Here is a 24,523-nt window from a genome sequence, read left to right on the forward strand (position 1 = left end):
CGCGCTGAGACCGTCACGGCGGGGCATTCGTACGTCCATCAGCACGACGTCCGGCCGCTGTTCGTCCACCACGGTGATCGCGGCGTCCCTGTCAGCCGGTGCCCGTCAGGTAGGCGGAGACCACCTCGTAGAGCACGGCCGGCCTCGTCTCGGTGTCGACGTGTTCCCACGATGATGTCGGCCCCAGCCAACCGCAGTTGCCGGGCGTGCGTCAGCGCGTCCTCGGCGGCCAGAAACCGGCCTGATGGTGTAGCGCGATCTGCCGGTAGGCCGGATGGTCCGGCAGCATCGAGGCCGGCGGTGCGGGCGGTGACGGATCGGGCAGCTCCAGCACCGTCTTGCGGCTGATCCGGACTTCCTCAGCCGCCCCGCCGAGTTCGTCCAGCCGTGCGGTCAGCTGCTCGATCCGCTCCCTCGTCGCCTCAGCCCGCGCGGCGATCTCCCGTTCCCGCTCCTCCAGCGCGCCAGCACCGCCCCGAGGGTCAGCTCCCCGGCCATGTGCTGCGCCAGGCCGAAGCGCGTGGACTGCTCCCACGAGGTTCACCAGCTACGCAAGGCAAGGAAGGAGCACACTTGCGCAGTGCACAGCGGGTTTGCCCGCGCACTGGCCGCTGAGGTCGGCCTGCGAACAGCAGGGCAAGGATGCACGGAAGCTGTACGCGGACCTGATCGCGGATGTCCAGCTGCTCAAGCAGGCCCGCATCAACTACACGGCCGCCGTGGCTTTGGCCGGCCAACTCCCCCAGCTCTTCCTTGGTCGCGCCATGCCGTCACACAGCGGTCAAGTTGCCGCTGCCGCCGCTCCTTCGTCAACCGGGGCGAGATGATCACTCGCCAGTCATCCCAACAGGGCAGCCTTGAAGATCTCGTGGTGAGCCACCAGCCACTCCTGGATGCGGTCCCAACGCTGCCAACCACCGTGCTCGGACAGCGCCTGGGTGTAGGCGTGGTCGCCGTCGGCCACGCGCTCGGCGACGAAGGCCCGGCAGGATGCGGTGGCCTGTTCGATGACGCCGGGCAATTCACCGCGCTCCTGCGGGGAAAGACCGTAGCCGTCGGCGAGGATCCTCAGTCGTGCCGGGGCGTCCAGCCCCGCGGGATACGAAACCGCCGCGGACGTGGGATCGAGCATGGGAACCCAGTAGCGGGCCGTCATGGCAACGTCCCATACTGCTCGGCCGGGAGCCGCCAGGTCGAAATCGATCAGTGCTGTGGCACGGCCGTCGCGGAAGACGACGTTTTCCGGGCACACATCGTTGTGGCACAGCATCGTTCCTCCCGCCGGGTCGGCCAGGGACCGGGGCCACTCAGCGCATGCGTCAACCGCGATGGCCGCGCTGGCGTCGTGCAGGCGCCTCAACAGGCTTCCCACCGATCTCAACGCGGTCTCGGTCATCACCCAGCGCGGAAACGGCGGCAGAGCGACGTCGCCCGGGATGAAGGTCAGCTGCTCGCGGCCGTCTGCGGTAAGACGGATCGGCCTCGGAGCCGCGTCGAACCCCTGCTCTTTGAGCGCGAGGAGATGGGCATGGAGGGCGCGCGCGGTGCGCGGCGCCGGGCGTTCCACCAGGGCACCGTGCCGGAAGACCGCGCCCGCGTTCACCATGCCGCCAACCAGGGCTTCGCCCTCTGCCGTCTCGCCCTCAGCCGTCACGTCGATCACGCTACCGTCAGGTCGGTCGTGTGTGGGACGGTCCCGAAATGCGCTTCGAACCAGGTCGCTCACCTGGGCATTCGCCGGACGCTGAGGCGACCTTCGTCTGACCATGTGCTTCGGGGAGGACTTATTCTGCGGCAGGTGCTGGCCGGTTTGCCGATGCCGCGGGCCGCCGACAGGCGCCTGGTTCCGGCGGTCGACGTCAGCAACTGGCTCCGCCCCGACGCCCCGACGCCCCGACGCCCCGACCAGCGCGGAGCGTCTGTTCTGCCACGTCTACGACCGCAGCGGACGGTGTTCGGATCAGTCGTGCCCGGCTGGCCGTACTCGTTCGTCGCCGCCCTCGAATCGGGCCGGACGTCTTGGTGCCAGCTGCTGGACGCCGTCCGTCCCGGGCCCGAGGACGACGTCGCCGAAGTCACGGCCACCCAACTCCGCCGTGCGGTCACGGACCTGTTCGAGATGGGTCGCTGGCACGTCGGTGACCGCGACATCCTCATCGTCTTCCACGCGGGCTGCGACGCCCCGCGCTGGCCCACCTCCTCGACGGCCTCCCGGTCGAGGTGCTGGGACGGATGCGCTCCGACCGCGTCATACGACGGCCCAGCCCTCACTCAAGGAGTACGCCCTGTCCCTACCCCCAGGGCGGGCGACAGCCGCGAAGCACCGAAGCCGGCGAGCGCTGGACCTGGCTGATCATCGCCACCCAACCCACACCCAGATCCGCCTCCTGCGCGAGGCCACCGCCGACTTGCGGCGGCCAGGAGAGAAGCCCGCCGAGCCCGGCCGGCTCACCCCGGCCCGAGTCCGCCGGGGCGTTCGGAACCTCCGTCCGCACCTGCACTGCCCGGCCCGGCCCGCGCGCCGAAACCCTCAACTCCCGGACCTGTCCCCCGCACTGTCGCCCACCCCCTGCTGCCCCCAGACCGGCCAACGCGCCGCCTCCCCCTCGGGCTTGTCGCCCAGGATGGTCACCCGACGGCCGACCCGGCGGGCCGTGTAGTCGTTGACCGCGTAGTGCTGGGTGGCCCGGTTGTCCCACATCGCGATGGCGCCGGGCCGCCAGCGGTAACGGCACACGCGCTGTGGGCTCTCGGACAGTTCGAACAGATGGCGCAGCAGCAACTCACTTTCCTGGGGACTGAGTTGGGGGATGCGGCGGGTGAAGAGACGGTTGACGTACAGGGACTTGCGGCCCGTCTCGGGGTGGGTGCGGACCACCGGGTGTTCCGCCTCGGCCCGGTACGTCGTGCCGGGGTGCTCGAAGACGTGCACGGCCGTCAGTCCCGAGAGCAGGTCCCGCAGTGGCTCGGAGACCGCCTCGTAGGCCAGATACTGATTGCTCCACATCGTGTCCCCGCCGGCCGGCGGGCATTCCACGAGCTGGAGGACCGACGCGATGGGTGGCGACGACGAAAAGGTGACGTCGGTGTGCCAGACATCGGCTTTGGCGCCCTGCTCCGAATTCAGTACGACGATTTCGTCGTGCCCGGGGAGTTTCGGCAGGAAGGGGTGGATCTCCAACTCCCCGAACCACCGTCCGAACTCTTTGTGCGCCTCCGGCTCCAGGCGGACCGCATCCGGGAAGAACAGTACGAGATGTTCCAGGAGCAGCTCCCGAACGGCGGTGTGATCGGCCTCGGTCATTCGGCCGAACGGCACCCCGACCACCTCGGCACCCAGCGCCCCCGACACCGGACGGACCTCGAAACGACTCGTGCCTTTCGGCATCACCGCATCACCATTCCCTTTTCCTTCCCATTCTCTTTCATGGGATTCCGGGCAGCGCGAATCACCTCCGCGACTGCGTGAACATCACGTGCGAGAGTCACATAATTCTTGACTGGAATTGTTTTCCGGGAGCAGAATCAGGGTGTTCCGCCGTTTGCCGCGGCGGCGCTCGCCTCTCCTTTTGGGAAGGGATTTCCCCTTTCTTGGACGTCTCGGAAGGAATCGCATGGTCATGGACCCCCGCGCTGAACTCGCCCGGCTCGTCGACCTGGCGACCCCGTTCGCCATACGCACCGCGGTGAGCCTGCGGCTGCCCCAGCTGATCGAGGGCGGGACGAACGACCTGGCAGGGCTGACCCGGGCCGCGGACGCCCACGAAGGCTCCCTGGCCCGGCTGCTGAACCACCTGGTCGCCGTCGGCTTGTTCGACCGGCCCGAACCGGACCGGTACGCCCTCACCCCGCTGTCCGAGGCCCTGCTCGCCGAGGACGCCCGCTGGCAGCTGGCCTGGCTCGACATCGACGGCCCCGGCGCGACGATGGACCTCGCCTACACCGGCATGCTCCACTCGATCCGCACCGGCGAGTCCGCCTATCACGGTGTGCACGGCGTCGCGTTCTGGAAGGACTACCAGCGGGACGAGCGCCTGCGGGTGTTCTTCGGCGCCATCATGGCCGGGCATGCCTGGCAGACCGGCCCGGCCGTGGCCGCCGAGTACGACTGGGAGGCGGTGCGTAAGGTCGTCGACGTCGGCGGCGGGATCGGCGCGCTGCTCAGCGAGGTCCTGCACAAGCATCCGCACCTGGAAGGCGCGGTGCTCGACCTGCCCGAGGTGGCCCCCGAGGCGAACGAGGCGCTGAAGGAGGCGGGCCTGGCCGGACGCGCGCGGTTCATCGGCGGCAGCTTCTTCGACCGGCTGCCCACCGGCTACGACGTCCTGATGGTCTCCCGGGTCCTCACCGACTGGAACGACGAGGACGCCACCCGGATCCTGGCCCGCGCCGGCGAGGCGGCGGGCCCGGACGGCCGGGTGCTCATCGTGGAGGTCCTCGCCGGTGCGGAACACGCAAAGAACAACTCCTCGTTCGACCTTCAGTCCCTGACCCTGCTCGGCGGTCGCGAGCGCACCGCCGAGGACTTCCACCGGCTGGCGGCCGCCGCCGGGCTTGCCGTGCGGTCCACCCGGCACCTGCCGGGCGGTCTGCTGCTCGTCGACTGCGCCGAGGACGCCACCGCCGGCGACGCCACCGCCTGACACGGTCTACGCCCAGTCGGGCTGCTGCCGGGCCCTCGGGTCCGGCAGCAGCCCGATCTGGTGCAGCCGGTCCCACGGCGTGAGCGGATGCTCGCCCTGCCCGGACATGTTGTGCATGACCGTGTACCGGATCCGGGCGTTGGCGCCCGTGTACCGCAGGGCGCGCCGCCCCAGGAGCCGGCCCAGCCATGACCGGTCCGTCACCATCCGGGCCGCGTTGTGGCTGGTTCGGCCCACGAACGTCAGCGCCGCGTGCCGTCGTCGCCCGTAGTCCCGCAGCGCACGGTCCACCGCCTCGGCGGTCAACTCGTCGCAGGCGCCCAGGAGTTCGGCCAGGCAGGCGGCGTCGGCGACCGCGCTGTTCATGCCCTGCGCGGCCATCGGGTGCACGATGTGCCCGCAGTCGCCGACCAACGCCAGGCCCGGCACGGTGAGCCGGGGCGCGAGCGCCCGCGAGACGGGCAGCGTCTGCCGCCGGTGCACGGCCTGACGTATCCCGTCCTCCAACGGCGCGAGCGCCGGGGCGTCCCGGACCAGCGCGGCCGCCCAGCGGTCGACCGACTCGGCGCTCGCCGCACGCAGTTCGTCGGGTTCCACCTGCGCGTACAGGCGGACGCGACGGTCGGGCAACGCGTAGCGCAGCCGCAGCCCGCGCGCGGTCACGTACGCGGAGAAGTCGTGGTCGATGCCGGGCGCGTCCGTCAGTTCCATCGCGACCAGCCGGTGCGGGTACTCCCGCCGGTCCCACTCGATGCCGGCCGCCTTCCGCAGCCGGGAGGAGACTCCGTCGGCCGCGATCACCAACGGCGCCTCGACCGTGGTGACCTCGCGGCCCTCCTTGAACCGCACGCCCGTGATCCGGCCCGCCGGACCCCGCACCAGGCCGTCCACGACGACACCCCGGCGCAGCTCGACGGACGGCGGCAGGGCAGCGGTGAACGCCCGCAGAATGGCCGGATAGTCGTGCGTGAGCAGCCAGTTGTCGCCGTCGGGCAGCAGCCCGTAGTCCAGCGCCATCCGCGCGGTGCCGTCCGGGTCCCGGGCAACGAGCCGGTCGAGCCGCAGCGCGCCCGCCTGTTCCAGGTGGTCGCTCACCCCCCAGGTGCGCATGACCCGCAGCGAACCCGGCTGGAAGACCTCGCCCTTGGCGACCGGGCGGACCTCCGGCTGCTTGTCCACGAGCAGCACGCGCAGGCCGAGCCGCCCCAGCGCGCAGGCGGTCGCGAGACCGCCGACACCCGCACCGCACACCACCACCTCGGGGTTCACCGGGCGCTCTCCTGCCGGAAGCGGGACATGGCGCGCAGCGCGAGACCCTGGGTGAGGGGCGGCATCGCGTAGCGGGACACGTGCCGGACGTACTCGTTGACCGGCGCGGCCGGCCAGCCGCCGCCGGGCTGCCGGGCCGCGAGCAGCCAACGCACCGCGGGCAGCAGCGACGTGGGGTCAGCACCGGCGGCCAGCAGACCCGACAGCGCCCACGCGGTCTCCTCGACCGTGCCAGCGTCCGCGGGATCGCCGGTGCCCCACGAGCCGTCCTCCCGCTGCGTGCGTTCCAGCCACTGCCGGGCGCGTGTGGCGGCGGGGTCGTCGCCGAGTCCCGCACGGACGAAGGTCTGGAGCACGGCGGAGGTGCCCGCGGTGTGCATCCGGTACCAGGCCGACTCCCAACTCCCGTCCGGTCGCTGGGCGCCGGCCAGCCAGCGCAGCGCCTTGCGGACCCGCCGGTCGTCGGGGCCGATCCCCGAGTCGAGCAGCCCGTCCAGGGCCTGCGCGGTCATGTGCGGGCACGGGCCACTGTTGGCCACCTTCGTGTTGCGTACACACAGTCCCCACGAACCCCGGCTGTCCTGCTGGAGGGTGAGCCAGGTGACACCGCGCCGGACGGCGTCGGCCTGGTCGGTGCCCGGCAGCTCGCACAGCGCCGAGACGATCTCCCCGGTCTCCAGCGTGGCCGGCCAGCCGCGCGTGCCCGACCAGCCCCAGAAACCGGGCGGGCAGCCGAACGCCGTGAACGGCTCGTGCTGTTGCAGCCGCAGGAAGAGTGACTTGACCGGACCGAGGCGGGGATCCTCGCCGTAGCCCGCCGCGATCAGCCCGTGGGTCGCGTACGTGGTCCAGGTGAGGTCCAGGGGGCCGGAGTTCCACGAACCGTCCGCGTTGATCTGCTCCGTGAACCAGCGCACCGCGCCCTCAACCATGTCCCGGCCGAGCCCCGCCCGGGCGAGACCGGCGACGATCAGGCCGGTCACCCAGGCGTCCTCGCACCAGCCGCCGGTGCTGCCCTCGTGCTCGTACACCTGACGGATCACGGACAGGGCGTGGGGTTCGGCCCAACCGGCCAGTGTGCGCTGGAACCTGGTGAGCGGCTTGTGCCGGCTCTGCGCGAGGGCGAGGGCCGAGACGATGGGGGCGCGCAGGTCGAACAGACGCCGGTACAGGCCGGGCAGCAGCGCCAGCTCCAGCGGGAAGCGGCGCATGTCCCGCGGGTCGATCCAGCCGACGTAGGAGTAGAACTGGCGGCACCAGGCGACCACTTCGACGTGCGGGACGGCATCCAGCCCGCCGTAGCGGCGCATCCACTCCTGCCCGGCCCTGATCCGGTCCGCCTGTGTGTCGGCCGCGACCAGTTGGAGTACGGCGGTGGCGACCGCCGTGGAACCGGGCTCCGACTCCTGCCCCGGGATCATGCTCCAGCCGCCGTCCTGGGCCTGGACGGAGCCGAGCCAGGCGACGCCCCGGGCGACGAGGTCCTTCGAGCCCTCCGGGTCGGCGAAGTGCAGTGCGCTGACGGCGCCGACGGTGCTGAGCGTGGAGGCGAGCGACGAGATCCCGTAGGCGAACACACCGTCCGGCCGCTGCGCGGCGAACAGCGCTTCGGCGGCCTCGTCGATCGCCCGGGAGACCTCGTCCACGAGCAGGGGTGTGCTCATGCCACAGAGTCCTTTCTCAGGAAGGCAGCCGGCTCGGGCGGGAATTCGTGGCCCGAACGCATCAGCTTCTGGGTGACGAGCGAGAACAGCAGGACGGGCACGACCACCGCGGCAGCCGTGCCGGGACCTTGGCCACCGGCCGACACGGCGGCGGCCAGCACCAGCCGTTCGGCGACGAGGACCTCGTGGGCGCGCAGCGCGGACCGGGCGTCGATCTCCGTGCCCGACCGCAGCAGCGGCACGAAGGCGATCGCGCCGATCACCGCGGCCAGGCCCAGGAACGCGCCGTAGCCGGCGGGATCACCGGGAGCGCCCGCCGTGGCCGACACCAGCAGCGCGAGCCCGCCTGTGTACAGGCCGAGGGCCAGCCGGACCGCGTGCCGCGCCCCCCGCCGTACCGGGACCGACCGGTAGCCGCCGGCCCGGTCGCCGTCCACGTCCCGTACGGTGCCGACCAGGTTGGTCGAGGCGTCGTGCAGGAGGAATCCGGCGGCAACCGGCAGCAGCGTCCACGGCGGCAGCGGCCGGACGACCATCCCGCCGATGACGATCGCCAGGGCGGTCAGGACACCGCGGGCCACGTTCCCGGACAGGCCGCGCTTCTTGAACACGCGGCTGTAACCGACGATCCCGGCCATCGCGAGCAGAAACAGCGGCAGGATCCGCCAGTTGGCACCCACCGCGAGGACCGCGCTGGCAGCCGCGCACACGATCCCGCTCGTCAGCGCGGCGTCGGCGGACAGGCGGCCCGAGGGGATGGGCCGTTGGGGTTTGGCGATGGCGTCCAGGCCCCGGTCCATCCAGTCGCCCAGATAGTGCCCCGACAGCCAGCCGAGTGCGGGTGCGGCGGCGGCGATCAGCAGCGTGCCCGCGCCGGAGCCCCCGGCCCACACGGCTCCGGCGAGGCCGAGCAGGATGGGATAGCAGGTCGTGTATGGGCGCCAGGTCTGCACATGGGCGACGACGGCCCTGCGGACGCGCTCCGATGTGCCGGGCACGACTAGGCGACCCTGCGCACGGTCAGGTCCGCGACCGCCGCGAGCACGTCGGCGGCCTCGGACGGCGGCAGCGCGCCGAGCCGGGCCTTGGCCTGCTCGGCCTCGTCACGCGACTGCGCCTGGGCCAGGTCCAGCGCACCGGTCGCGACCAGCACCTCGTGCAGTTCGGCGAAGGCGGCCTCGGGGGACGACCCGCCGCCGAGGGCGAGCTCCAGGCGCCGCCGGGCCGCCGGGCCGCCCGTCCGGTACGCGAGCAGCACCGGGAAGGTTGGACGCTGGTTGCCCGCGTCACTCGTGCCGGGCTTACCGGTGACCGACGAGTCCGAGAGATAGGGCAGCAGGTCGTCGTACATCTGGAAGGCGAGTCCCACGTGGTCGGCGAAGGCCGTGACCGCGTCGGTCTCCTCCGGACTGCCGCCGCTGAGCAGCGCCCCGGCCCGGCACGCGCCGCGCAGCAGGGCCCCCGTCTTCAGCGAGGCCATCTCCCGGTAGGCGTCCAGACCACAGCCCTGCGGCCCGGCGGCGGCCAGCAGCGACTCCTGGACCTGGCCCCGGCACAGGTCCTCACCCGCCTGCGCGAGCACTTGGACCGCGGCCAGTACGGCGGACTCCGGTACCCCGAGGGCAGCGCACTCGGCGAAGGCCGAGAACGCCCGGAACAGCAGGCCGTCCCCGGTGGCGATGGCGTCCGGAATGCCGTAACGGGCGTGCACGGAGTCCTGTCCGCGCCTCAGGTCGTCGCCGTCGATGACGTCGTCGTGGATGAGCGAGGCGACGTGCAGGTATTCCACCGCCAGCGCCGCCGGCACCACCTTGTCGCGCGAACCGCCGGTCGCTTCCGCGGCGGTGACCAGGAGCAGCGGCCGGAGCAGCTTGCCGGGCGCGAGCAGCCCGTAACGGGCCACCTCCTGCATCCGGTCGCCGTCGGCGGGCCAGCGGACGTCGAGTTCCCGGCGGAGCGCGTCGGCCGTCGGAGACAGCTCTTGAACGGCCGTGCGGGCAGCGACTGCCTCGGCGGTCATACGGCGGACTCCTTCCCGGGGGGCTGCGGTCCGGGTGCGTCGGGGTCCTGAGCGGTCGGAGCGGGGGCAGCTTCGGTGGTGGCGGTGTCCGCCGCGGGCGCCACGGTTGCGGCAGGCGCTGGGTTCGCCGTGGACGCCGCGGTTGCCGCAGTTGCCGCAGTTGCCGCAGTTGCCGCAGTTGCCGCAGGCACGGAGTCCGCCGTGGACGCCACGGTTGCCGCAGACACCGAATCCGCCGCGAGCGCCACGGTTACCGCAGGCTCTGTGTTCGCCGGCGCCACGGATGCCACAGACACCGAATCCACCGCGGACGCCACGGATGCCGCGGATGCCACAGACACCGAATCCGCCGGCGCCACGGATGCCACAGACACCGAATCCACCGCGAGCGCCACACTTGCCGCAGGCACCGAACCCACCGCGAGCTCCTGAGCGGCAGCGAACTCCTTCGCCAGTGCCAGGACCGCGTCGTTGGCCTCCGGGGAGCCGGTACCCAAGCGCACCCCCGCCCCAGCGATCTCGCGCACCACCACGCCGTGGGCCGCCAGATGGTCGACCAACGCCTGGTTGCGGGCGCCGAGCGGCACCCACAGGAAGTTGCCGCCGCTGGGCGGGACCGGCCAGCCCAGATCGAGCAACCCGGACCGCACCCGGTCGCGTTCGCGGGCCACCTCGGCGCACTGCTCCCGCATCCGGTCCTCGGCCCTGAGCGCGGCCGACGCGGCGGCCTGCGCCGGCGTACTCACCCGGAAGAACGGCGTCAGGCTGCGCAACGGGGCGGCCACGGACGGCGGTGCGACGAGATATCCGACGCGCAGCCCGAGCAGGCCGTGCGACTTGGAGAAGGTGCGCACCACGGCGACACGCTCGTCGTCCGCCGCGAGGGCCAGGGCGTCGGCGAGCGTGCCGGGCTCGGCGAACTCCCGGTACGCCTCGTCGACCAGAACCAACACATGGGGTGGCAACGCGGTCAGGAATTCGGCCAGTTGGTCATGGCCGACCACGTCGCCGGTCGGGTTGTCCGGATTGCACAGCAGGACGACACGGGTCCGGTCCGTCACGGCCCCGGCCAGGGCGGCCAGATCGTGCCGCGGACCGTCCGACCGCACCGCGACAGGTTCGGCACCGGAGTTGCGGATGAGCAGCGGATACATCTCGAACGACGGCCAGGCGTGCACCACTTCGGTGCCGGGACCGGCGTGCGTGCTCAGGAACATCTGGAGCAGCGCGCCCGATCCGGGGCCGGTGACCACGCGATCGGCGGACAGACCGAGCCGGTCCGCCAACTCCTCGGTGAGGCCCGTGGCGAGCGGGTCGAGGGTGAGGTTGGCGCGCTCACCGACCTCGCGAACGGCCTGGGCCACGCCGGGCAACAGCGGGGAATGGTTCTCGTTCAAGGCAAGCTGATGAATTACGGAAACCAAGACGGCGCCTTCCTGTCTTCGCACCGGTGGGGGCGGGGGCGGCGACGGCGACGGCCAACCGAATACAGACAACACTGTCATGAAGGAAACGAGGAATATGTGGGAGCGACGTGAGAGCTTCCCCGATTTTCCATGGTCGGGCCGGGGCGCAGCACGGGGAGGGGGGAGGTGAATTTCTTCTCTCGCCGGGCTTGCCGATGGGGACTGGCAATCAGTTTGACCACACGGCGCGGCTGTGCGCAAGGAGCGGATTCCGCGCAGAGGGTTTCTCCAGCAGACGTGAGAGACAGGTTTTTGGGTGATTTATTTACTGTTCTTTTCAGGTTCTTGGTTGTGAGCCGAACCTTGGCCTCTTCTTTGTTTGGATCCAGATCGACCGGACAGTGATCGGAAGAAGATTCAGCACCCGCCTATCACCGATGTCCCTGAGAGGGAGTCCCGACCATGCCCGAGACCGCACCCGCCCGTCGGGCCATACCGAAGGAGCGGACACAGGGCTGTCCTTTCGACCCTCCGGCAGCCCTGCGTGACCTGCGGGAAGAGGAACCGGTCTGCCCGGTCGTCATGGCGGACGGGAGCAGCGGCTGGCTCCTGACCCGGCACGAGGACGTCCGCGCGGTGCTCGGCGACTACCAGCGCTTCACCTCGCGCGGTGAACTGCGCAATTCGGCGCTCGACGGCCAGGTCACCGCCGCCCGCCCCGCAAAGCCCGGCGAAATCAATTCGGTTGATCCCCCCGAGCACACGCGGCTGCGCCGCAAGCTGTCCGGCATGTTCACCACCAGCCGCATGACACAGCTGACCGAGCGCATCACGACCATCGTGGACGACGTCCTGGACGCGATGGACCGCCTCGCACCACCGGTGGACCTGGTGCGGGAGTTCGCGCAGCCCATCCCCTCCCTTGTCATCTGCGAACTGATGGGCGTCGACTATGCGGAACGTGACGTCTTCCAGGAGAAGACCACGAACATGCTGGCCCTCTCGGCCACCCCCGAGCAGTACCTGGCAGCGCTCGACGACATCTACGCGTACGTCACCGACCTCGTCGAACGCAAGCGCTCGCACGCCACGGACGACATCCTCAGCAACCTCGCCGCCGACGAGGAGCTCACGACCGAGGAGGTCTCCCGGATGGGTCTGGCGCTGCTCGCGGCGGGACACGAGACCACGGCGCACATGCTGGCGCTGGGCACCTTCGCCCTGCTCCGGAATCCCGACCAGCTCGCCGCCCTGCGCGCGGACCCGGCCCTGATCACCGGCACGGTCGAGGAACTCCTGCGCTACCTGACCATCGCCCAGTACGGCGCGGAGCGCTCCGCCACCGAGGACGTCGAGCTCCGCGGCCGGCTGATCCGCAAGGGCGACGTCGTCGTACCGGCGCTGATGGCCGCCAACCGCGACCCGCGCCGCTTCGGCGATCCCGACGTCCTGGACATCACCCGCCGCACGGCCGGACACATGGCCTTCGGCTTCGGCATCCACCAGTGCCTCGGCCAGCAACTCGCCCGCGTGGAGCTGCGGATCGCCTACCAGGCCCTGTTCGGCCGCTTCCCGACACTCCGGCTGGCCGTACCCGCGGGCGACGTACCACTGCGCACGGACTCGGTGACGTACGGGCTCGCGGCGCTGCCCGTGGCCTGGGGCTGATCCCGCGCGAGCGGCAGTGCCGATCCGGCGGATGCCGGGGAGGCGGGCCCGCGGGGGTCAGGGGCATGGTGTGGCGGACGCGGTCGCGCTGAGGTGCTCGCCCTGCCGGCCGAGGTCCTCGCGTGGGCCGAGGACGTCGTCTGGGACGTCGATGTCGCCGCACGCCATCGAGTTGCGGGTCCGTCCCGGCGGCCGCCCGACCTTGTCGCCGACCGCACCCGGGCAACCAACCGTCTTCGGGCCTCGTCGACCAGCATCTCGGCCGCTGGTCCTGCTGGCTGGGCGGCCCAACCGATACAGCCGCCGCCTCCAACGCGTCTTCCCCACCTCCGCGCTGATCAGCCTCCGCTGCTGTGACGAGTCCTGCCGCCACGCCCCCGGGCGATCACGACTTGGTGCAACCTGATCGGCGTCAGGAACATCGCGGCCGGCCTGCGCCGCAACGCTCGCGACGCACCGCGCCCGGTCATGGCTGCGCGCGGCACGGGCATGACCGGGCGAGGCGATCAGCGGTGATGGGGAGCCGGCGGCGCGGACAGCGCACCGCTCAGGGGACTCAGCAGCGCCGGGTCCGAGCGCAGGATCGCCTGTTCGACATCCCGGAGCACCACCCCCGGCTCAATGCCGAGTTCCTCGACCATCCGCTTCCGGGTCGAGCGGTACGCCGCAAGGGCGTCCGCCGACCGCCCGCAACGGTACAGGGCGATCATCAGCTGGCGGACCAGCCGCTCGCGCTGGTAGTGGGCGCGGGAGATCGCCATGATCTCGTCGACGACGATCTCGTGTTCGCCGAGCCGCAGCTTCAGTTCGAAGCGTTCCTCGGCCGTGGTCAGATACATGTCCTCCAGCCGGGCCCGCTCCATGATCAGCAGGGGGCAGTCGCCCACTCCGGTCAGCGGGGTTCCCCGCCACAGGGCGAGGGCGTCGTCCAGCAACGCCCCCGCCATGACCGGATCCTGATCACGTACGGAGCGCGAGCGCTGGAGCAACTGCTGGAAACGTTCGACGTCTATCTGGTCCCGACGGGCGACGAACGTGTACCCGCCTGGCCCGGTCTGGATGACCTGAGCCGGCAGCGCTTTGCGTAAGCGCCTGACATAGTTGCGCAAGGTGACGCCTGCGGTGACGGGCGGGGTCAGCCCCCAGAGCTGATCAATCAGCTGGGTGGAGGAGATCACCTGCCCGCGGCCGAGTGCGAGAGCGGTGAGAGTGGCCCGCAGCATGGGAGCCCTCACGCCCCAGCAACGACCCTCGTCGTCGAAGACGTCGACCGTTCCGAGGAGCCTAACCTCCAAGACAGCCCCCCGCTGACGACCCGGTACAGCCAGGTTCCAGGCTGTGGTGATCGCCTTGCGTCTTTCTGGTGCTTCTTCTGACATTCAGAGCGACGACGGATTTCACGAGTTCGAACACCCCCGACTTGGTAACTCGTTCCAAGGAGCAGCGCCGTTGTCCAGCGTCTGTCACTCACGGATCACTCACGGATTGGGCGCCGCATCCACCATCTGTCTTTCCCTTACTGTTTCGCCATCGTAATCCTTTGCTCTCACGGTTCGAACAAGCTGGAGTCGGTTGTTCTCATCGGGCCGAAATACGACCCTGGTTCCGGCTTCATCAATCCGCTCAGGGCGCGGACGCCGGGCAGGCAGCGCTCCTCGAGGGCGGACAGTTCTTCCGGCGGCAGCCGCCTCGACGCGCCTGGGCGGCCGGCGTCCAGGAGCCGCCGCCCCGCGTCGAGCCACTCCGGGTCCGGCACCGCCCCGATGAACGAAGCCAGTCTCGTCAGTTCCCGCTCCGGGTCCTTGAGGAGATCCTCGTAACAGAGCGTCATGCGGGAGGTGGCCGGCATGTTCGCCAGGTGGCCGACTCCCTCTGTGATCATCCGGGACCAGATCGACCCGAAGACGGCCACGGGAGCCGGGCGGTCCATGACGCTCGCGGGTACGAACCCGCTGGTGACCACCTCGGCCAGGCCGTCCGGCAACGTCCGCAGATGAGCGTCGGTCAGCTCCCGCACACTCGGCGCTCCGGTCCGTTCCAGGATCTCCTGGGCGAGCCCGGCGGCTCGGTAGCCAGGATGGCGGCTCATGGAGAGCGCGCAGTCGGGCCCGTGGCGGTGCATGTGAACGAACCGGGCGCGCGGGAAGGCCCTGCGCAGCATCGGTACCCACGTCAGGGAGTGTCCGGAGCGTTCGACCACCGCGTCCCGCCCCAACTGGTCGGCCAGCAGCTCGAAGAGAGCCTCGTGGTGGTGCGCCGCGGGCCGAGCCGGCCAGGAGACGATGTGCCGGCCGAGTTCGTCCAGCAGCCCGTCCGGGTCGTCGCTCAGATGCGGAAGCACCATCAGGCTGAGCGCGGGGATTCCCGTCTCGGCCGAGTACCGCCCCGGTCGCCGGGTGTACAGGAATTCCGGCAGGGACGTGCCCCGGCGCATCATCGCATCGAAGACCGGGTGGGGATCGGCGAGCATCCGCCAGAAGCGCTCGCCCGTGACCGCCCCTTCGGGAAGCGCCGCCGGACCGTTCAGCGAGACGAACAACTCGTTGAGGCTCAGCACTTGACGGTGCTTGCCGAGGATCCTGGACAGGGCCGTGGAACCGGTGCGGCCGGTTCCCACGATGAATGTCAGCGGTCTCATGCCGGCTGCCGCGCAGCGTAAACGATCTTCGGGTGGGTCTTCTCGTCGGCGGGTATGAGCGACTTGCCTTGCTGTGGTCCGCCGAGGCCGTACGCTCCGACGACTTCGAGACCCGCGTCGGCGATGGCCCGCCGGACCGTCACATCGCTGTAGTGACGTTCCACGATCGCGCCGGACGCGCGTGTCCACAGGCCCTCGCCCTGGTGCCGGAAGGCGGTGATCCGGGCCTCCGCCGGGCAGTCGGCGCCCGGCTGCGCAGTCCTGCCTCTCCAGATGAGCACGACGTCGTCCCGTTCGAGGACATGCTGTCGCCCACGAGCGAAGTGCGCCGCGAAGGTCGCCTCGGTGTTGACGTCGAAGACGAGAAGGCCGCCCGGAGCCAGTGCGCTCCCACTGCTGCGCACAGCGGCGGTGAGGTCTTCTTCGGCGACCAGGTGATTGGCGACGTCGTCCATCCAGTGAACGACGTGGAAGCCGGTCATCGACCCCGGCAGATCGCGCATGTCGGCCTGGAGGAACGGCACGCTGTGCGTCGGGTCCTTGCGCCGTGCGACGGCGAGCATGTCCGAGGAGATGTCGCACCCGGTCACCTCGTAGCCGCGGCGCCGGAAGACCAGACTGCTGCTGCCCGTTCCGCAACCGACGTCGAGGAACTTGGTGCCCCCGCAGTCGTGTTCCCCGAGGATCCGCTCCAACAGGTCGGCCCACAACTCGTAGTCCTCGGGATTCTTCAACGCGTCGTACACATCGGCCAGGGCGTGGTTGTAGAGGTCCGCGGGTGCTGTCGACTGCGTCATGTCTGCTGGCAGAGCTCCATGGTCGGTCGGATGGACGCTGGGCGAAGAAGCTGAGGAGACAGGGGTGCGGGTCACCGGGCTCAGCCGGACCGGGGCATGCCGGAGGCGGGAGCATCCAGCCACAGCACGCCGGGGATCCGCTCCGGAGCCGCAAGTCGCATCAGCCCCATGCACACACCCGCCGTGCCGATCATCAGACCCGGCACATCGACCGCGGCACCCGGCACTCCGGAGCGGACTCCCGACCTGTCGATCCGGGCCAGGATCGCGCCGGCGAGGCGGTCCCTGGTCTCCCGCCAGCGGGCGGCTTCCGCCTGGTCCAGGAGCACCTGCGAGGCCAGGGTGAAGAGTTCGAGGTTGCCGAAATCCCCGTGGCACAGGCTCTGGTTCTGTGCGAAGCCCCGGTCGTACGCCGCTGCCAGGGCCGCCCTCGCCTCCTCGCGCAGCTCCGGCTCCTCTTCGGTGCGTGCGATCAGCAGCCGCGAGATGCCGATGCCGACACCGCCGTTGCACCACCACCCGGCGTTCCGCAGCGCCTTGTCGGAGACGATGCCTTGCTCCTGGCGCAGATCCCGCCAGCGGCCTTCCGCGGCGACGAAGAGACTGCGGTCGAACGCCACGGCCTTCCAGGCCAGGGTGCGCAGCTCGGGCGACCCGAGGAAGGAGGAGAGTTCGAACAGAGCCCACGCGATGCCGGCGGAGCCGTGGGAGAAACCGCCGAGTGGCTCGGACTGGGGAGCCGGCTTCCAGCCCGCTGTTCCCCGCACGTCGACGCTCCTCTCAAGGAGACGTTGTGCGCACAGCTCGGCCACCTCGCGGTACGTATCGAGCCCGTGGCGCCGGTACAGCGTCGAGGCGACCACCGCGCACCCCGCCAGACCGCCGACCACGTCCGGTGAGGTCTCGTCCCGGGCGGCGCGCAGAAGCAGCGGCGCCGCCGCGGCGATCTCCTCCGCGTACCTGGCGTCACCCGTGAGTGACTCCAGGTGGTCCAGGGTGTACAGCACCCCGCCGATCCCGTCGAACGCCCCGGGCGACTGGCTCAGACCGTTCTCCCGGGAGTCTCTGAGCTGCTCCAGCAGCGGCACGGCACTGCGCCGGGCGAGGTCCAGGTAGCTGTCGTCACCGAAGAGGGCGGCCGCGTAACCGAACATCAGGGCCATGCCTGACATGCCGTCGTACAAGGCAGTGCCGAGGGGCTTGTACGTCAGGGCGTCCTCATGGCCGCCGTCGATACTGACCCCGATCCAGCCGCAGTCGGTCCGGCCCAGGATGGCCTGCTCGGCCAGACGCGAGGCGAGCCTCTGTGCGGTGGTTCGGGCGGCCTCGGGGGTGCCGGCAGGCGCGTCCTTCGCGGGTGGTCGTCCGGGGTGTGTCCGGGCGCCGGTCACGAGCGTGCTCATCGTTTCCCGGATGATCCGCTCCTGCATCTCCCTGTGCTCAGGGCCGAATCCGGCGAACTTCCGCCGCAGGGCGAGCAGGCTCTCCCGGCCGAAGTACTCGGGCGCTTCCCCGTACCCCGGGGCGTGCAGTGCCGTGCCGGCCGGCCGGGTCCGGAAGCACGGGATGTCACCGTGCAGAAGCTGCTGCTTCTCCAGTTCGATGAGGGGCACCAGATCGGGGCGGGTGTCGGCCGTGGCCCAGAGCTTGTCCAGGAGCCGCTCCCGGTCGAGTGCGTCCCGCAGGTAGTCGGGGTGGTAACTCTCCGTCAAGAACAGCCCGTACCGCCGTGTCTGACGAGCGAGGTGGCGGATCTCGACCTGGGCTGCCGTGTCGAGCAGACCGCGGAACACCTCGTGGTTCTTCACGAGGATGTCGTACGTCTCGTTGAACCCGGAGACGATGTCCGCGAGGTAGTTCTCCGGACGGATCTCCGTGTCCCCGATGAAGGGGCGGTTGGCGGCTTTCTCCAACGCCGCGTATCTCCCCTCGATCCGCATCGTGTCGCGGTAGGCGTCGACAATGGTCGGTGTGGGCCGGGAGGACTTCTGGGGCATGCCGCCGTTGATGCCGCTGAGATCCACTCCTTCGCGCCGGTGGTCGCCGAAGACCCGGGCGGGGAGCATGCCGGTGGCCAGAACGCTCTCGAAGAGCATGTGGACGGACTTCTGATGGGCCGTGATGGCCTCGTCCTCGTACGGCGGGTGCTGGAAGAGGGTCTCCAGGTCGATCGGTACGGGGTAGGCGCCCGCGGCGATGATGTTCTCGAGGTGGAAGTCGATGGCCCCGAGATAGAGGAGGTGGGCCAGGGTTCCGCCGATACGCCAGTAGAACGCGGGCACCTCCTCCGGCGAAGCGCAGGGGCTGTGCTCGACGAACTCGCACCACCCGTGCTCCTCGCGTTCCAGAACGCGCATGGCGAGGTTGTCGAAGCGCGTCCCGTGTCCGTTGACGGCTTCCACGACTCGGCTGTAGAGCGCCTCGGTCGCGATCGAACGAGGCTTGTAGATGAGGCGGGTTCCGTCACCGAACGTCATCAGGGTGACCGAACGCCCTTCGTTGTGCGCGTCCCCGAGGTCCAGCCGGATGTCCTGGAGGGTCCGGACAGGCGCACCCGTCAGCCCGGCGGCCAAAAGGTCCGGCTCGTCCGCGACCAAGCGGTTCAGCACCTCGGCGACATGCGTGACCCAGTGATCGGCGCATTCGACCATCGACCGGCCGAGGACCGGATACTCGTCGAACAGGCTCTTCAGGTAGGCGACGTCGGACAGCAACTTGCGGGAGTACGAGTCGTAGCGCTCTTCGGATGTGGCACCGTCGAGACGGTTCTCGACACGGGCGACGTTGAGTTCCAGGATCAAGGTCCGGATACCCACCCGCAGCAGCCGGTTGGCCAGGGCACCGAGCAGCGGGCCGCGCATCTTGCCCGCGAGGTCGCGTACCAAGGGCGGGCCGGACGAGAGGACTTGTCGCAACCGGCCCTCGAAGTGGGTGAGGAATCGGGCAAGCAACGGCTCGAAGGGCAGCCGCTCGAAGGCGTGGCCGAACTGACGCGTGCGCAGCGGCGGGAGCGACGCATCGCACGGCGTGGACAGCACCGAGAGGAGTTCTTCCTCCCAGGCGATGGCGTCCGGAGCCGGGGTGAATGATTCCGCGGTTATCCGACGGTCGAAATCCCGCTCCGTCGTGCCGGACTGGCTCAGCCGTAACCGAAAGGTCTCTTCGGACGCGAAGGCCGACTCCCGCCAAGCAGTCAGCGCCGCCGAGGGAGAGGGATCAGAGGGAGGACCATCCGCCGCCGGGGTGCGTTCGTAGCTGTAGGCGGCCTTGCCGGCACGGGCGAGGGTTGTCCTTCTGACGACAGCCATGTCACTCCAAGGTTCAAGCCGCTCGGCGGTAACTGGTTCTGACGGCGGTGAGCGGCGGGCAGGTCGTGGCCTGCCCGCCGCCCACTCAGGCGATCACCAGGCCCGCGGGACTGGTGGAGTTCGACTCCGTGAGGAGTCTCAGCAGAAGCACTCGGTGGTGACCGTGCAGACGTAGCCGCTGCTGATCATGTGGGCGGAGTGGTCCTCACGCAGGTCGGCGAGCGAGAGCTCGCCGAAGCCGGCGCCGGCCGGGTTGGACTGGTCCTCGGCGACGGCGTTCTTCCAGGTGCTCGACTTGACGTTCATGTTGTCTCTCCCCTTCGTTGAGAACATGAAGTGCGCCTGCGCGGATGAGCTTCCGCGAGAGCGCTGCCAGAAAGTCTGTCTCAGGGGGAGTAGTACATATGTAGCAGTCCCGTAGCACCGCTGGTCATGCTTGTGCGGTAGCCGTACCCCCGCCGGCCTACTCCGTCTTGATCGCTTCCAGCAGATTGATCCGCGCGGCACGCCTCGCCGGCCACAGGGCGGCGAGCACCCCGACGACAAGCGCGAACAGCAGGAACATCGCCATCCGCCCCCACGGCAGCACGAATTCGTACGAGGCCATGTGCTGGGCGACCAAGGTGCCCACCGCCCAGCCGAGGAACGCTCCGAGCCCCACGCCGAGGGCGCCGCCGAACATGGAGATGACCACTGACTCCAGACGGACCATCCGCCTGACGCCCACCCGGTCCATACCGACGGCGCGCAGCATGCCGATCTCCCGGGTCCTTTCGAAGACGGACATGGCGAGGGTGTTGACCACCCCCAGCACGGCCACGACCACGGCCATCGCGAGGAGTGCGTACAGCATGTTCAGCAGGAGACTGATCACCTTGGAGATGTTGGCGGACACATCGCCCTTGTCCTCCACCTTGATCGCGGGGTTCTCCCCGAGCGCCCGTGCCAGGGACTCCTTCGTCGCCTCCGAGGTGGACTCCCGGGTCTTCACCAGGACCTCCGCGTCGCCGATGCTCCTCTGGTGCGGCGCCAGGGTGGCCATGTCCAGCATGATGCCCTTGAAGAGGTCGTTGCCCTCGTACAGACCGGACACCGTCAGCCGGCCCTTCCTGCCGTCCTCGTACATCACGGTGACCGCCGAGCCGGTCTTCCAGTTGTGCTCCTCGGCCGTCTCGTCGTCGACGAGCACCCGGTTGCCCCCGAGGTCGCCGAGAGAACCCCCGGTGACGCTCAGCTGCGCCAGTTCGCCGATCGTGTCGGCCCGCACCCCGGTCAGCGTCTCCGTCCGCTCGCCGACGCGTCCCGGAGAAAGCCGCAACGGACTGGTGGACACGACCTCCGGCACCGCGCGCAGCTTCTGCTCGATCTCTGGCGAAAGCGGCTCCTGATTGGCCATGGAGACCAGGTAATCGGCCTTCAGGGCGCTGGTGGCCATGTTCTCGATGCCCTGCCGCACGCTGACGGCGATCACCGTGAGACTGGTGACCAGGGTCAGCCCGATCATCAGGGCGGAGGCGGTGGTGGCCGTCCGGCGGGGGTTGCGCAGAGCGTTCTGGGCGGCGAGCCGTCCCGCGGTCCCGTAGCCACGGAGCAGGCGGCCGGCGACGGCGATGAAGGGCCCGGACAGCAACGGGGTGAGCAGGATGACGCCGGCCAGCAGCACGGCCCCACCCGCCGCCATGCGGGCCCGCGCGTCCTCGGCGGCGAGCGCGGCGGACAGGACGAGGAACAGTCCCGCCGCGGCCAGGAGCGAACCGACGGTGTTGCGCAGGACCAGGCCACGGGTGGTCGCCGGGGCGTGCACGCTGCTCATGGCCGCCACCGGCGCGATCCTGGCGGCGCGGCGGCTGGGGAGCCATGCGGCCAGCGCGGTCACGCCGACCCCGATGACCAGGGAGATCACGACGGCCGCCGGCGACACGACCAACGGGCCTGCGGGAATGAGGGCGCCGGTGGAACGCAGCAGGGGTGCGAGCAGTGCGCCGATGCCGACTCCCACAAGGAGCCCGGCGGACGAGGCGGCGCCCCCCACGAAGACCGCCTCGACGAGGACCGAGAAGGTCACCTGGCGGCGGCTGGCGCCGACCGCCCTGATCAGCGCCAGCTCCCTGGTCCGCTGGGAGACCAGCATGGTGAAGGTGTTGGCGATGATGAAGACGCCGACGAAGATCGAAACGGCGGCGAACCCCAACAGCCCGGTGCGCATGGCCTCGACACTTGTCCGCAGTTCCAAGGCCTGGTCGGCAGCCAGCCGTTGACCGGTGAGTGCCTCGGTCCGCTGCGGCAGCACCTTTTCCACCCTGGACTTCAGAGCCTCCTGAGAGACGCCGGGATCGGCGGTCAGCTGGATCTCGCTGAACAGGCCGGGCTCCGCCAACAACCGCTGTGCGGTGGGAGTGTCGAACAGGACGAGGGAGCCGCCGGCCGCGACATTGCCGTCATCCGTGGAGAAGACGCCGACGACCTTCAGGCGCAGCACCGGACCGTCCACCGACACGCGGACAGTGTCGCCGACCTCGTACCGGGCGCGCTGGGAGGTCTCCCGGTCGAGCGCCACCTCGCCGTCCCTGAGCGGAGCCCGGCCGTCGGTGAAGCGGTAGCGGGCATCGCTGCCCTCGGGGCCCGGAGAGTAGTTCCCGCCCATCGTCAGGAACCCGTCGCCCACGAGCCCGCCCTGCCGGTCGGCCAGGGCGGTGAACCCGGAGACGACGCCGGTGGCGGATCGGACTCCCGGCAACTGCCGGAGCCGGTCGAGCAGGTCTTGGTCGACCAGCGGAGCGTCACCCGGAGGGCTCGCCCGGTGGTCGCTGTCGTCCGGGCGGACGGCGACGTCGATGGCGTCAAAACCCTTGTCGGTGCTCTTGTTGAACGCTTCCGAGACGGTGGAGGAAAAGACCAACGTTCCCGATACGAAGGCGACGCCGAGCATGACAGCCATTGCCGTCATGAACAGCCTGCCCTTGTGTGCGAGGACGTTGCGCAGGGTCATCCGTAACATGCGTGTGGGCAATCCCTATCGGCGAGCCGTGAAGCGGGTTGGGGTGTCAGTGGCGGGACGACACATGGGCATGTCCATATGGTCCGGGTCCCGGAACCTCGCGTAGTCAGACTCTGCGCCAGTCCGGCGGCAACCTTGAGTCGTATCCCACCGCGCCGCGCGTCATCCTCAGGTATGACTTTTGGGGGTACGGCCCCACCTAGTACTCACCGTCGCCCGTATCGCGGCCGGAGCTGGAGGGGCTGGCGGACGCGGAGGCACTCGGCGACGCGGTGCCGGAAGCGTGGGGACAGCTCGATCGGGGCGTCGGTGACACCTCGACAGAGCCCGAGGCCGCCTGCCGTCGCTCGTCGTGCCCACCGCAGGCGGACGTCACCGCCACAACACCGAGGGCGGTGACGTTGATCAGCAACCGCGGGGCAAGACCCGCCCGTCCGCCTCGGCATCGGCGTCCGCTTCCGCGTCCGGTCGTGCCGCGCGGGAGAAGGGAAGCTCGTCGAGCGGCACAGGCACAGGCACAGGGGAGTCCACCGGCGGTGTGACGGCGGCCCCGGCGCCTGCCGCCGCCCCCGACTTCCCGGTGCCGGTGGAGGTGGGTGACGCGACCCAGCTGATCACCGTCGAGGCCAGCGGCTCCTACGCCACCGTCACCGCCTGGGCCAAGGGATCCTCCGGCTGGAAGGCGCAGTTCAGCACGGGCGCGGGCCGGGTCGGCTCCAACGGCGTGACCGACGGGGGGACTCGCCGCCAGGGCACCTACACCACGCCTTCCGGCACCTACACGATCACCGAGGGCTTCGGCGTCGTGGCCGGCGGCACTGCCATGCCGTACCACGTGGTCACGGACGACGACTGGTGGGTGGAGGACCCCGAGTCGAAGTTCTACAACTCCATGCACGGCGAGCAGGGCGCGGACTTCCCGCTCACCGAGTCCGGCGACCGGGGCAGCGAGCACCTCGTCAACTACCCCACCCAGTACGCCAAGGCGCTCGCATCAACTTCAACCGGTGGCCCGCCACGCCCGGCCGCGGCGCCGGCATCTTCCTCCACGTCAACGGCAACGGCGCCACCGCGGGCTGTGTCTCGGTCCCCCGCGCCACCATGGACCGGATCATGGGCTGGATCACGCCGTCCGCCCACCCCCGGATCGCCATCGGCTGACCCGTCTTCCCTGGTCGTCGCCGGTCATCAGGGCATCCTGTACGTCCCCTCAGTCCTCGCCGAGGTAGGCCTTGCGTACCGACTCGTCGTGCAGCAGGTCGTTCCCGGTGCCTGAGAGGACGATGTTGCCGACTTCCATGACGTGTCCCTGGTCGGCGAGCGAGAGGGCTGCCTGGGCGTTTTGTTCGACGAGGAGGATCGTCGTGCCCGTGGATTTGAGTTCGGCGATGGTGGCCGTGATCTTCTGCATCATGATCGGGGAGAGGCCCATGGAGGGCTCGTCGAGCATGAGCAGCTTCGGCTGGGACATGAGTGCGCGGCCCATCGCGAGCATCTGCTGCTCGCCGCCGGACAGGGTTCCCGCGGCCTGCTTACGGCGCTCTCCCAGGATCGGGAAGAGGTCGTAGGCGCGCTGGATGTCCTTGTCGATGCCTGCCTTGTCCGTTCTCAGGAAGGCGCCGAGTTGGAGGTTCTCGGCGATGGTGAGGCGGGGGAAGATGTGCCGGCCTTCGGGGGAGTGGGCGAGGCCGAGGGCGACGATCTTGTGGGCGGGTACGCCGCTCAGCGGCTTGCCGTCGAAGGTGATCTTTCCGCTCGTCGGCTTGAGGAGGCCGGAGAGGGTGCGCAGGGTGGTGGTCTTGCCGGCGCCGTTGGTGCCGATGAGGGTGACGACCTGGCCGGCGTCGACGCTGAAGGAGATGCCCTTGACGGCTTCGATCTTGCCGTAGGAGACCCGGAGGTCTTCGACCTCAAGCAGTGCGGTCACTTGACGTCTCCCTGGGTGGTGGTGCTCGGCGTCCCGAGGGCGGCTTCGGCGGCGGCGACGTCGGCGGCTTCGGCTTCGCCGGGTTCGCCTTCGAAGGGTTCGCCGAGGTAGGCGGCGATGACGCGTTCGTCGGCCTGGACGACTTCGGAGGTGCCTTCGACGAGTTTTTCGCCTTGGACGAGGAC

At 70.0% G+C, this 24,523-nt stretch carries 19 protein-coding genes and 3 pseudogenes; 4 read left to right on the forward strand and 18 right to left on the reverse strand.

Going from position 1 to position 24,523, the window contains the following annotated elements; genetic code table 11:
- The 4 genes and pseudogenes from AB0I77_RS51580 to AB0I77_RS51595 form a co-directional block, all read right to left on the reverse strand.
- Nucleotides 1-96: pseudogene (locus AB0I77_RS51580) on the reverse strand (response regulator); the annotation flags it as partial.
- A gap of 115 nt (nucleotides 97-211) precedes the next feature.
- On the reverse strand, nucleotides 212-535 hold the full coding sequence (locus AB0I77_RS51585; protein WP_363289971.1) for a hypothetical protein: 324 nt from the start codon (nucleotides 533-535) through the stop codon (nucleotides 212-214).
- Nucleotides 536-838: 303 nt separating this feature from the next.
- Nucleotides 839-1,606, reverse strand: a complete 768-nt coding sequence (locus AB0I77_RS51590; RefSeq protein ID WP_363289989.1) for a phosphotransferase — start codon at nucleotides 1,604-1,606, stop codon at nucleotides 839-841.
- Nucleotides 1,607-1,960: 354 nt separating this feature from the next.
- Nucleotides 1,961-2,167: a hypothetical protein gene (locus AB0I77_RS51595; protein ID WP_363289972.1), complete on the reverse strand. Its 207-nt coding sequence runs from the start codon at nucleotides 2,165-2,167 to the stop codon at nucleotides 1,961-1,963.
- A gap of 158 nt (nucleotides 2,168-2,325) precedes the next feature.
- On the opposite strand from AB0I77_RS51595, the pseudogene AB0I77_RS51600 reads away from it, so the two are divergent.
- Nucleotides 2,326-2,510 (forward strand): annotated as a pseudogene (locus AB0I77_RS51600) (transposase); the annotation flags it as partial.
- A gap of 20 nt (nucleotides 2,511-2,530) precedes the next feature.
- On the opposite strand, the gene AB0I77_RS51605 reads toward AB0I77_RS51600, so the two are convergent.
- On the reverse strand, nucleotides 2,531-3,388 hold the full coding sequence (locus AB0I77_RS51605) for a TauD/TfdA family dioxygenase (protein ID WP_363289973.1): 858 nt from the start codon (nucleotides 3,386-3,388) through the stop codon (nucleotides 2,531-2,533).
- Nucleotides 3,389-3,620: 232 nt separating this feature from the next.
- On the opposite strand from AB0I77_RS51605, the gene AB0I77_RS51610 reads away from it, so the two are divergent.
- Nucleotides 3,621-4,643, forward strand: coding sequence for a methyltransferase (locus AB0I77_RS51610; RefSeq protein ID WP_363289974.1), 1,023 nt, complete (start codon nucleotides 3,621-3,623; stop codon nucleotides 4,641-4,643).
- Nucleotides 4,644-4,649: 6 nt separating this feature from the next.
- On the opposite strand, the gene AB0I77_RS51615 is transcribed toward AB0I77_RS51610, so the two are convergent.
- From AB0I77_RS51615 to AB0I77_RS51635, 5 genes are read right to left on the reverse strand one after another with little or no spacing between them, the layout of a single operon-like run.
- Nucleotides 4,650-5,912 (reverse strand): NAD(P)/FAD-dependent oxidoreductase, encoded by a 1,263-nt coding sequence (locus tag AB0I77_RS51615; RefSeq protein ID WP_363289975.1) that lies wholly within the window; start codon nucleotides 5,910-5,912, stop codon nucleotides 4,650-4,652.
- Nucleotides 5,909-7,576: a prenyltransferase/squalene oxidase repeat-containing protein gene (locus tag AB0I77_RS51620; RefSeq protein WP_363289976.1), complete on the reverse strand. Its 1,668-nt coding sequence runs from the start codon at nucleotides 7,574-7,576 to the stop codon at nucleotides 5,909-5,911. Before AB0I77_RS51620 ends, AB0I77_RS51615 begins: the two co-directional genes overlap by 4 nt.
- Entirely contained in the window at nucleotides 7,573-8,574 is a 1,002-nt protein-coding gene (locus tag AB0I77_RS51625; RefSeq protein ID WP_363289977.1) for a UbiA family prenyltransferase, read from the reverse strand. Before AB0I77_RS51625 ends, AB0I77_RS51620 begins: the two co-directional genes overlap by 4 nt.
- A gap of 2 nt (nucleotides 8,575-8,576) precedes the next feature.
- Nucleotides 8,577-9,596: a polyprenyl synthetase family protein gene (locus AB0I77_RS51630; protein WP_363289978.1), complete on the reverse strand. Its 1,020-nt coding sequence runs from the start codon at nucleotides 9,594-9,596 to the stop codon at nucleotides 8,577-8,579.
- A complete protein-coding gene (locus AB0I77_RS51635) occupies nucleotides 9,593-10,993 on the reverse strand; it encodes an aminotransferase class I/II-fold pyridoxal phosphate-dependent enzyme (protein ID WP_363289979.1) in 1,401 nt (466 codons plus the stop codon). Before AB0I77_RS51635 ends, AB0I77_RS51630 begins: the two co-directional genes overlap by 4 nt.
- Nucleotides 10,994-11,464: 471 nt before the next feature.
- Between AB0I77_RS51635 and AB0I77_RS51640 the strand changes: the two genes are divergently transcribed.
- The gene (locus AB0I77_RS51640; RefSeq protein WP_363289980.1) at nucleotides 11,465-12,670 is read left to right on the forward strand and encodes a cytochrome P450; all 1,206 of its coding nucleotides are present in this window, start codon (nucleotides 11,465-11,467) and stop codon (nucleotides 12,668-12,670) included.
- A 506-nt stretch (nucleotides 12,671-13,176) separates the two neighbouring features.
- Here AB0I77_RS51640 and AB0I77_RS51645 read toward each other — a convergent pair.
- The 6 genes from AB0I77_RS51645 to AB0I77_RS51670 all read right to left on the reverse strand — a co-directional run bounded on the left by AB0I77_RS51645 (nucleotide 13,177) and on the right by AB0I77_RS51670 (nucleotide 22,411).
- Nucleotides 13,177-13,893, reverse strand: a complete 717-nt coding sequence (locus tag AB0I77_RS51645; RefSeq protein ID WP_363289981.1) for an AfsR/SARP family transcriptional regulator — start codon at nucleotides 13,891-13,893, stop codon at nucleotides 13,177-13,179.
- 323 nt (nucleotides 13,894-14,216) lie between these two features.
- On the reverse strand, nucleotides 14,217-15,308 hold the full coding sequence (locus AB0I77_RS51650; RefSeq protein WP_363289982.1) for a sulfotransferase: 1,092 nt from the start codon (nucleotides 15,306-15,308) through the stop codon (nucleotides 14,217-14,219).
- Entirely contained in the window at nucleotides 15,305-16,105 is an 801-nt protein-coding gene (locus AB0I77_RS51655; protein WP_363289983.1) for a methyltransferase domain-containing protein, read from the reverse strand. The genes AB0I77_RS51650 and AB0I77_RS51655 overlap by 4 nt, the downstream gene beginning before the upstream one ends.
- An 80-nt stretch (nucleotides 16,106-16,185) precedes the next feature.
- Nucleotides 16,186-19,413, reverse strand: coding sequence for a type 2 lanthipeptide synthetase LanM family protein (locus AB0I77_RS51660; RefSeq protein ID WP_363289984.1), 3,228 nt, complete (start codon nucleotides 19,411-19,413; stop codon nucleotides 16,186-16,188).
- Nucleotides 19,414-19,551: 138 nt separating this feature from the next.
- Entirely contained in the window at nucleotides 19,552-19,719 is a 168-nt protein-coding gene (locus tag AB0I77_RS51665; RefSeq protein ID WP_363289985.1) for a hypothetical protein, read from the reverse strand.
- Nucleotides 19,720-19,876: 157 nt separating this feature from the next.
- Nucleotides 19,877-22,411: an ABC transporter permease gene (locus AB0I77_RS51670; protein ID WP_363289986.1), complete on the reverse strand. Its 2,535-nt coding sequence runs from the start codon at nucleotides 22,409-22,411 to the stop codon at nucleotides 19,877-19,879.
- 538 nt (nucleotides 22,412-22,949) lie between these two features.
- Here AB0I77_RS51670 and AB0I77_RS51675 point away from each other — a divergent pair.
- Nucleotides 22,950-23,687, forward strand: coding sequence for a hypothetical protein (locus AB0I77_RS51675; RefSeq protein WP_363289987.1), 738 nt, complete (start codon nucleotides 22,950-22,952; stop codon nucleotides 23,685-23,687).
- Here AB0I77_RS51675 and AB0I77_RS51680 read toward each other — a convergent pair.
- On the reverse strand, nucleotides 23,622-24,338 hold the full coding sequence (locus AB0I77_RS51680) for an ABC transporter ATP-binding protein (RefSeq protein ID WP_363289988.1): 717 nt from the start codon (nucleotides 24,336-24,338) through the stop codon (nucleotides 23,622-23,624). The genes AB0I77_RS51675 and AB0I77_RS51680 overlap by 66 nt on opposite strands.
- A pseudogene (locus AB0I77_RS51685) lies at nucleotides 24,335-24,523 on the reverse strand (ABC transporter ATP-binding protein); the annotation flags it as partial. The gene AB0I77_RS51680 and the pseudogene AB0I77_RS51685, both read right to left, overlap by 4 nt.

Origin of the sequence: Streptomyces sp. NPDC050619 (assembly GCF_040654815.1) — a bacterium.
GTDB lineage: Bacteria > Actinomycetota > Actinomycetes > Streptomycetales > Streptomycetaceae > Streptomyces.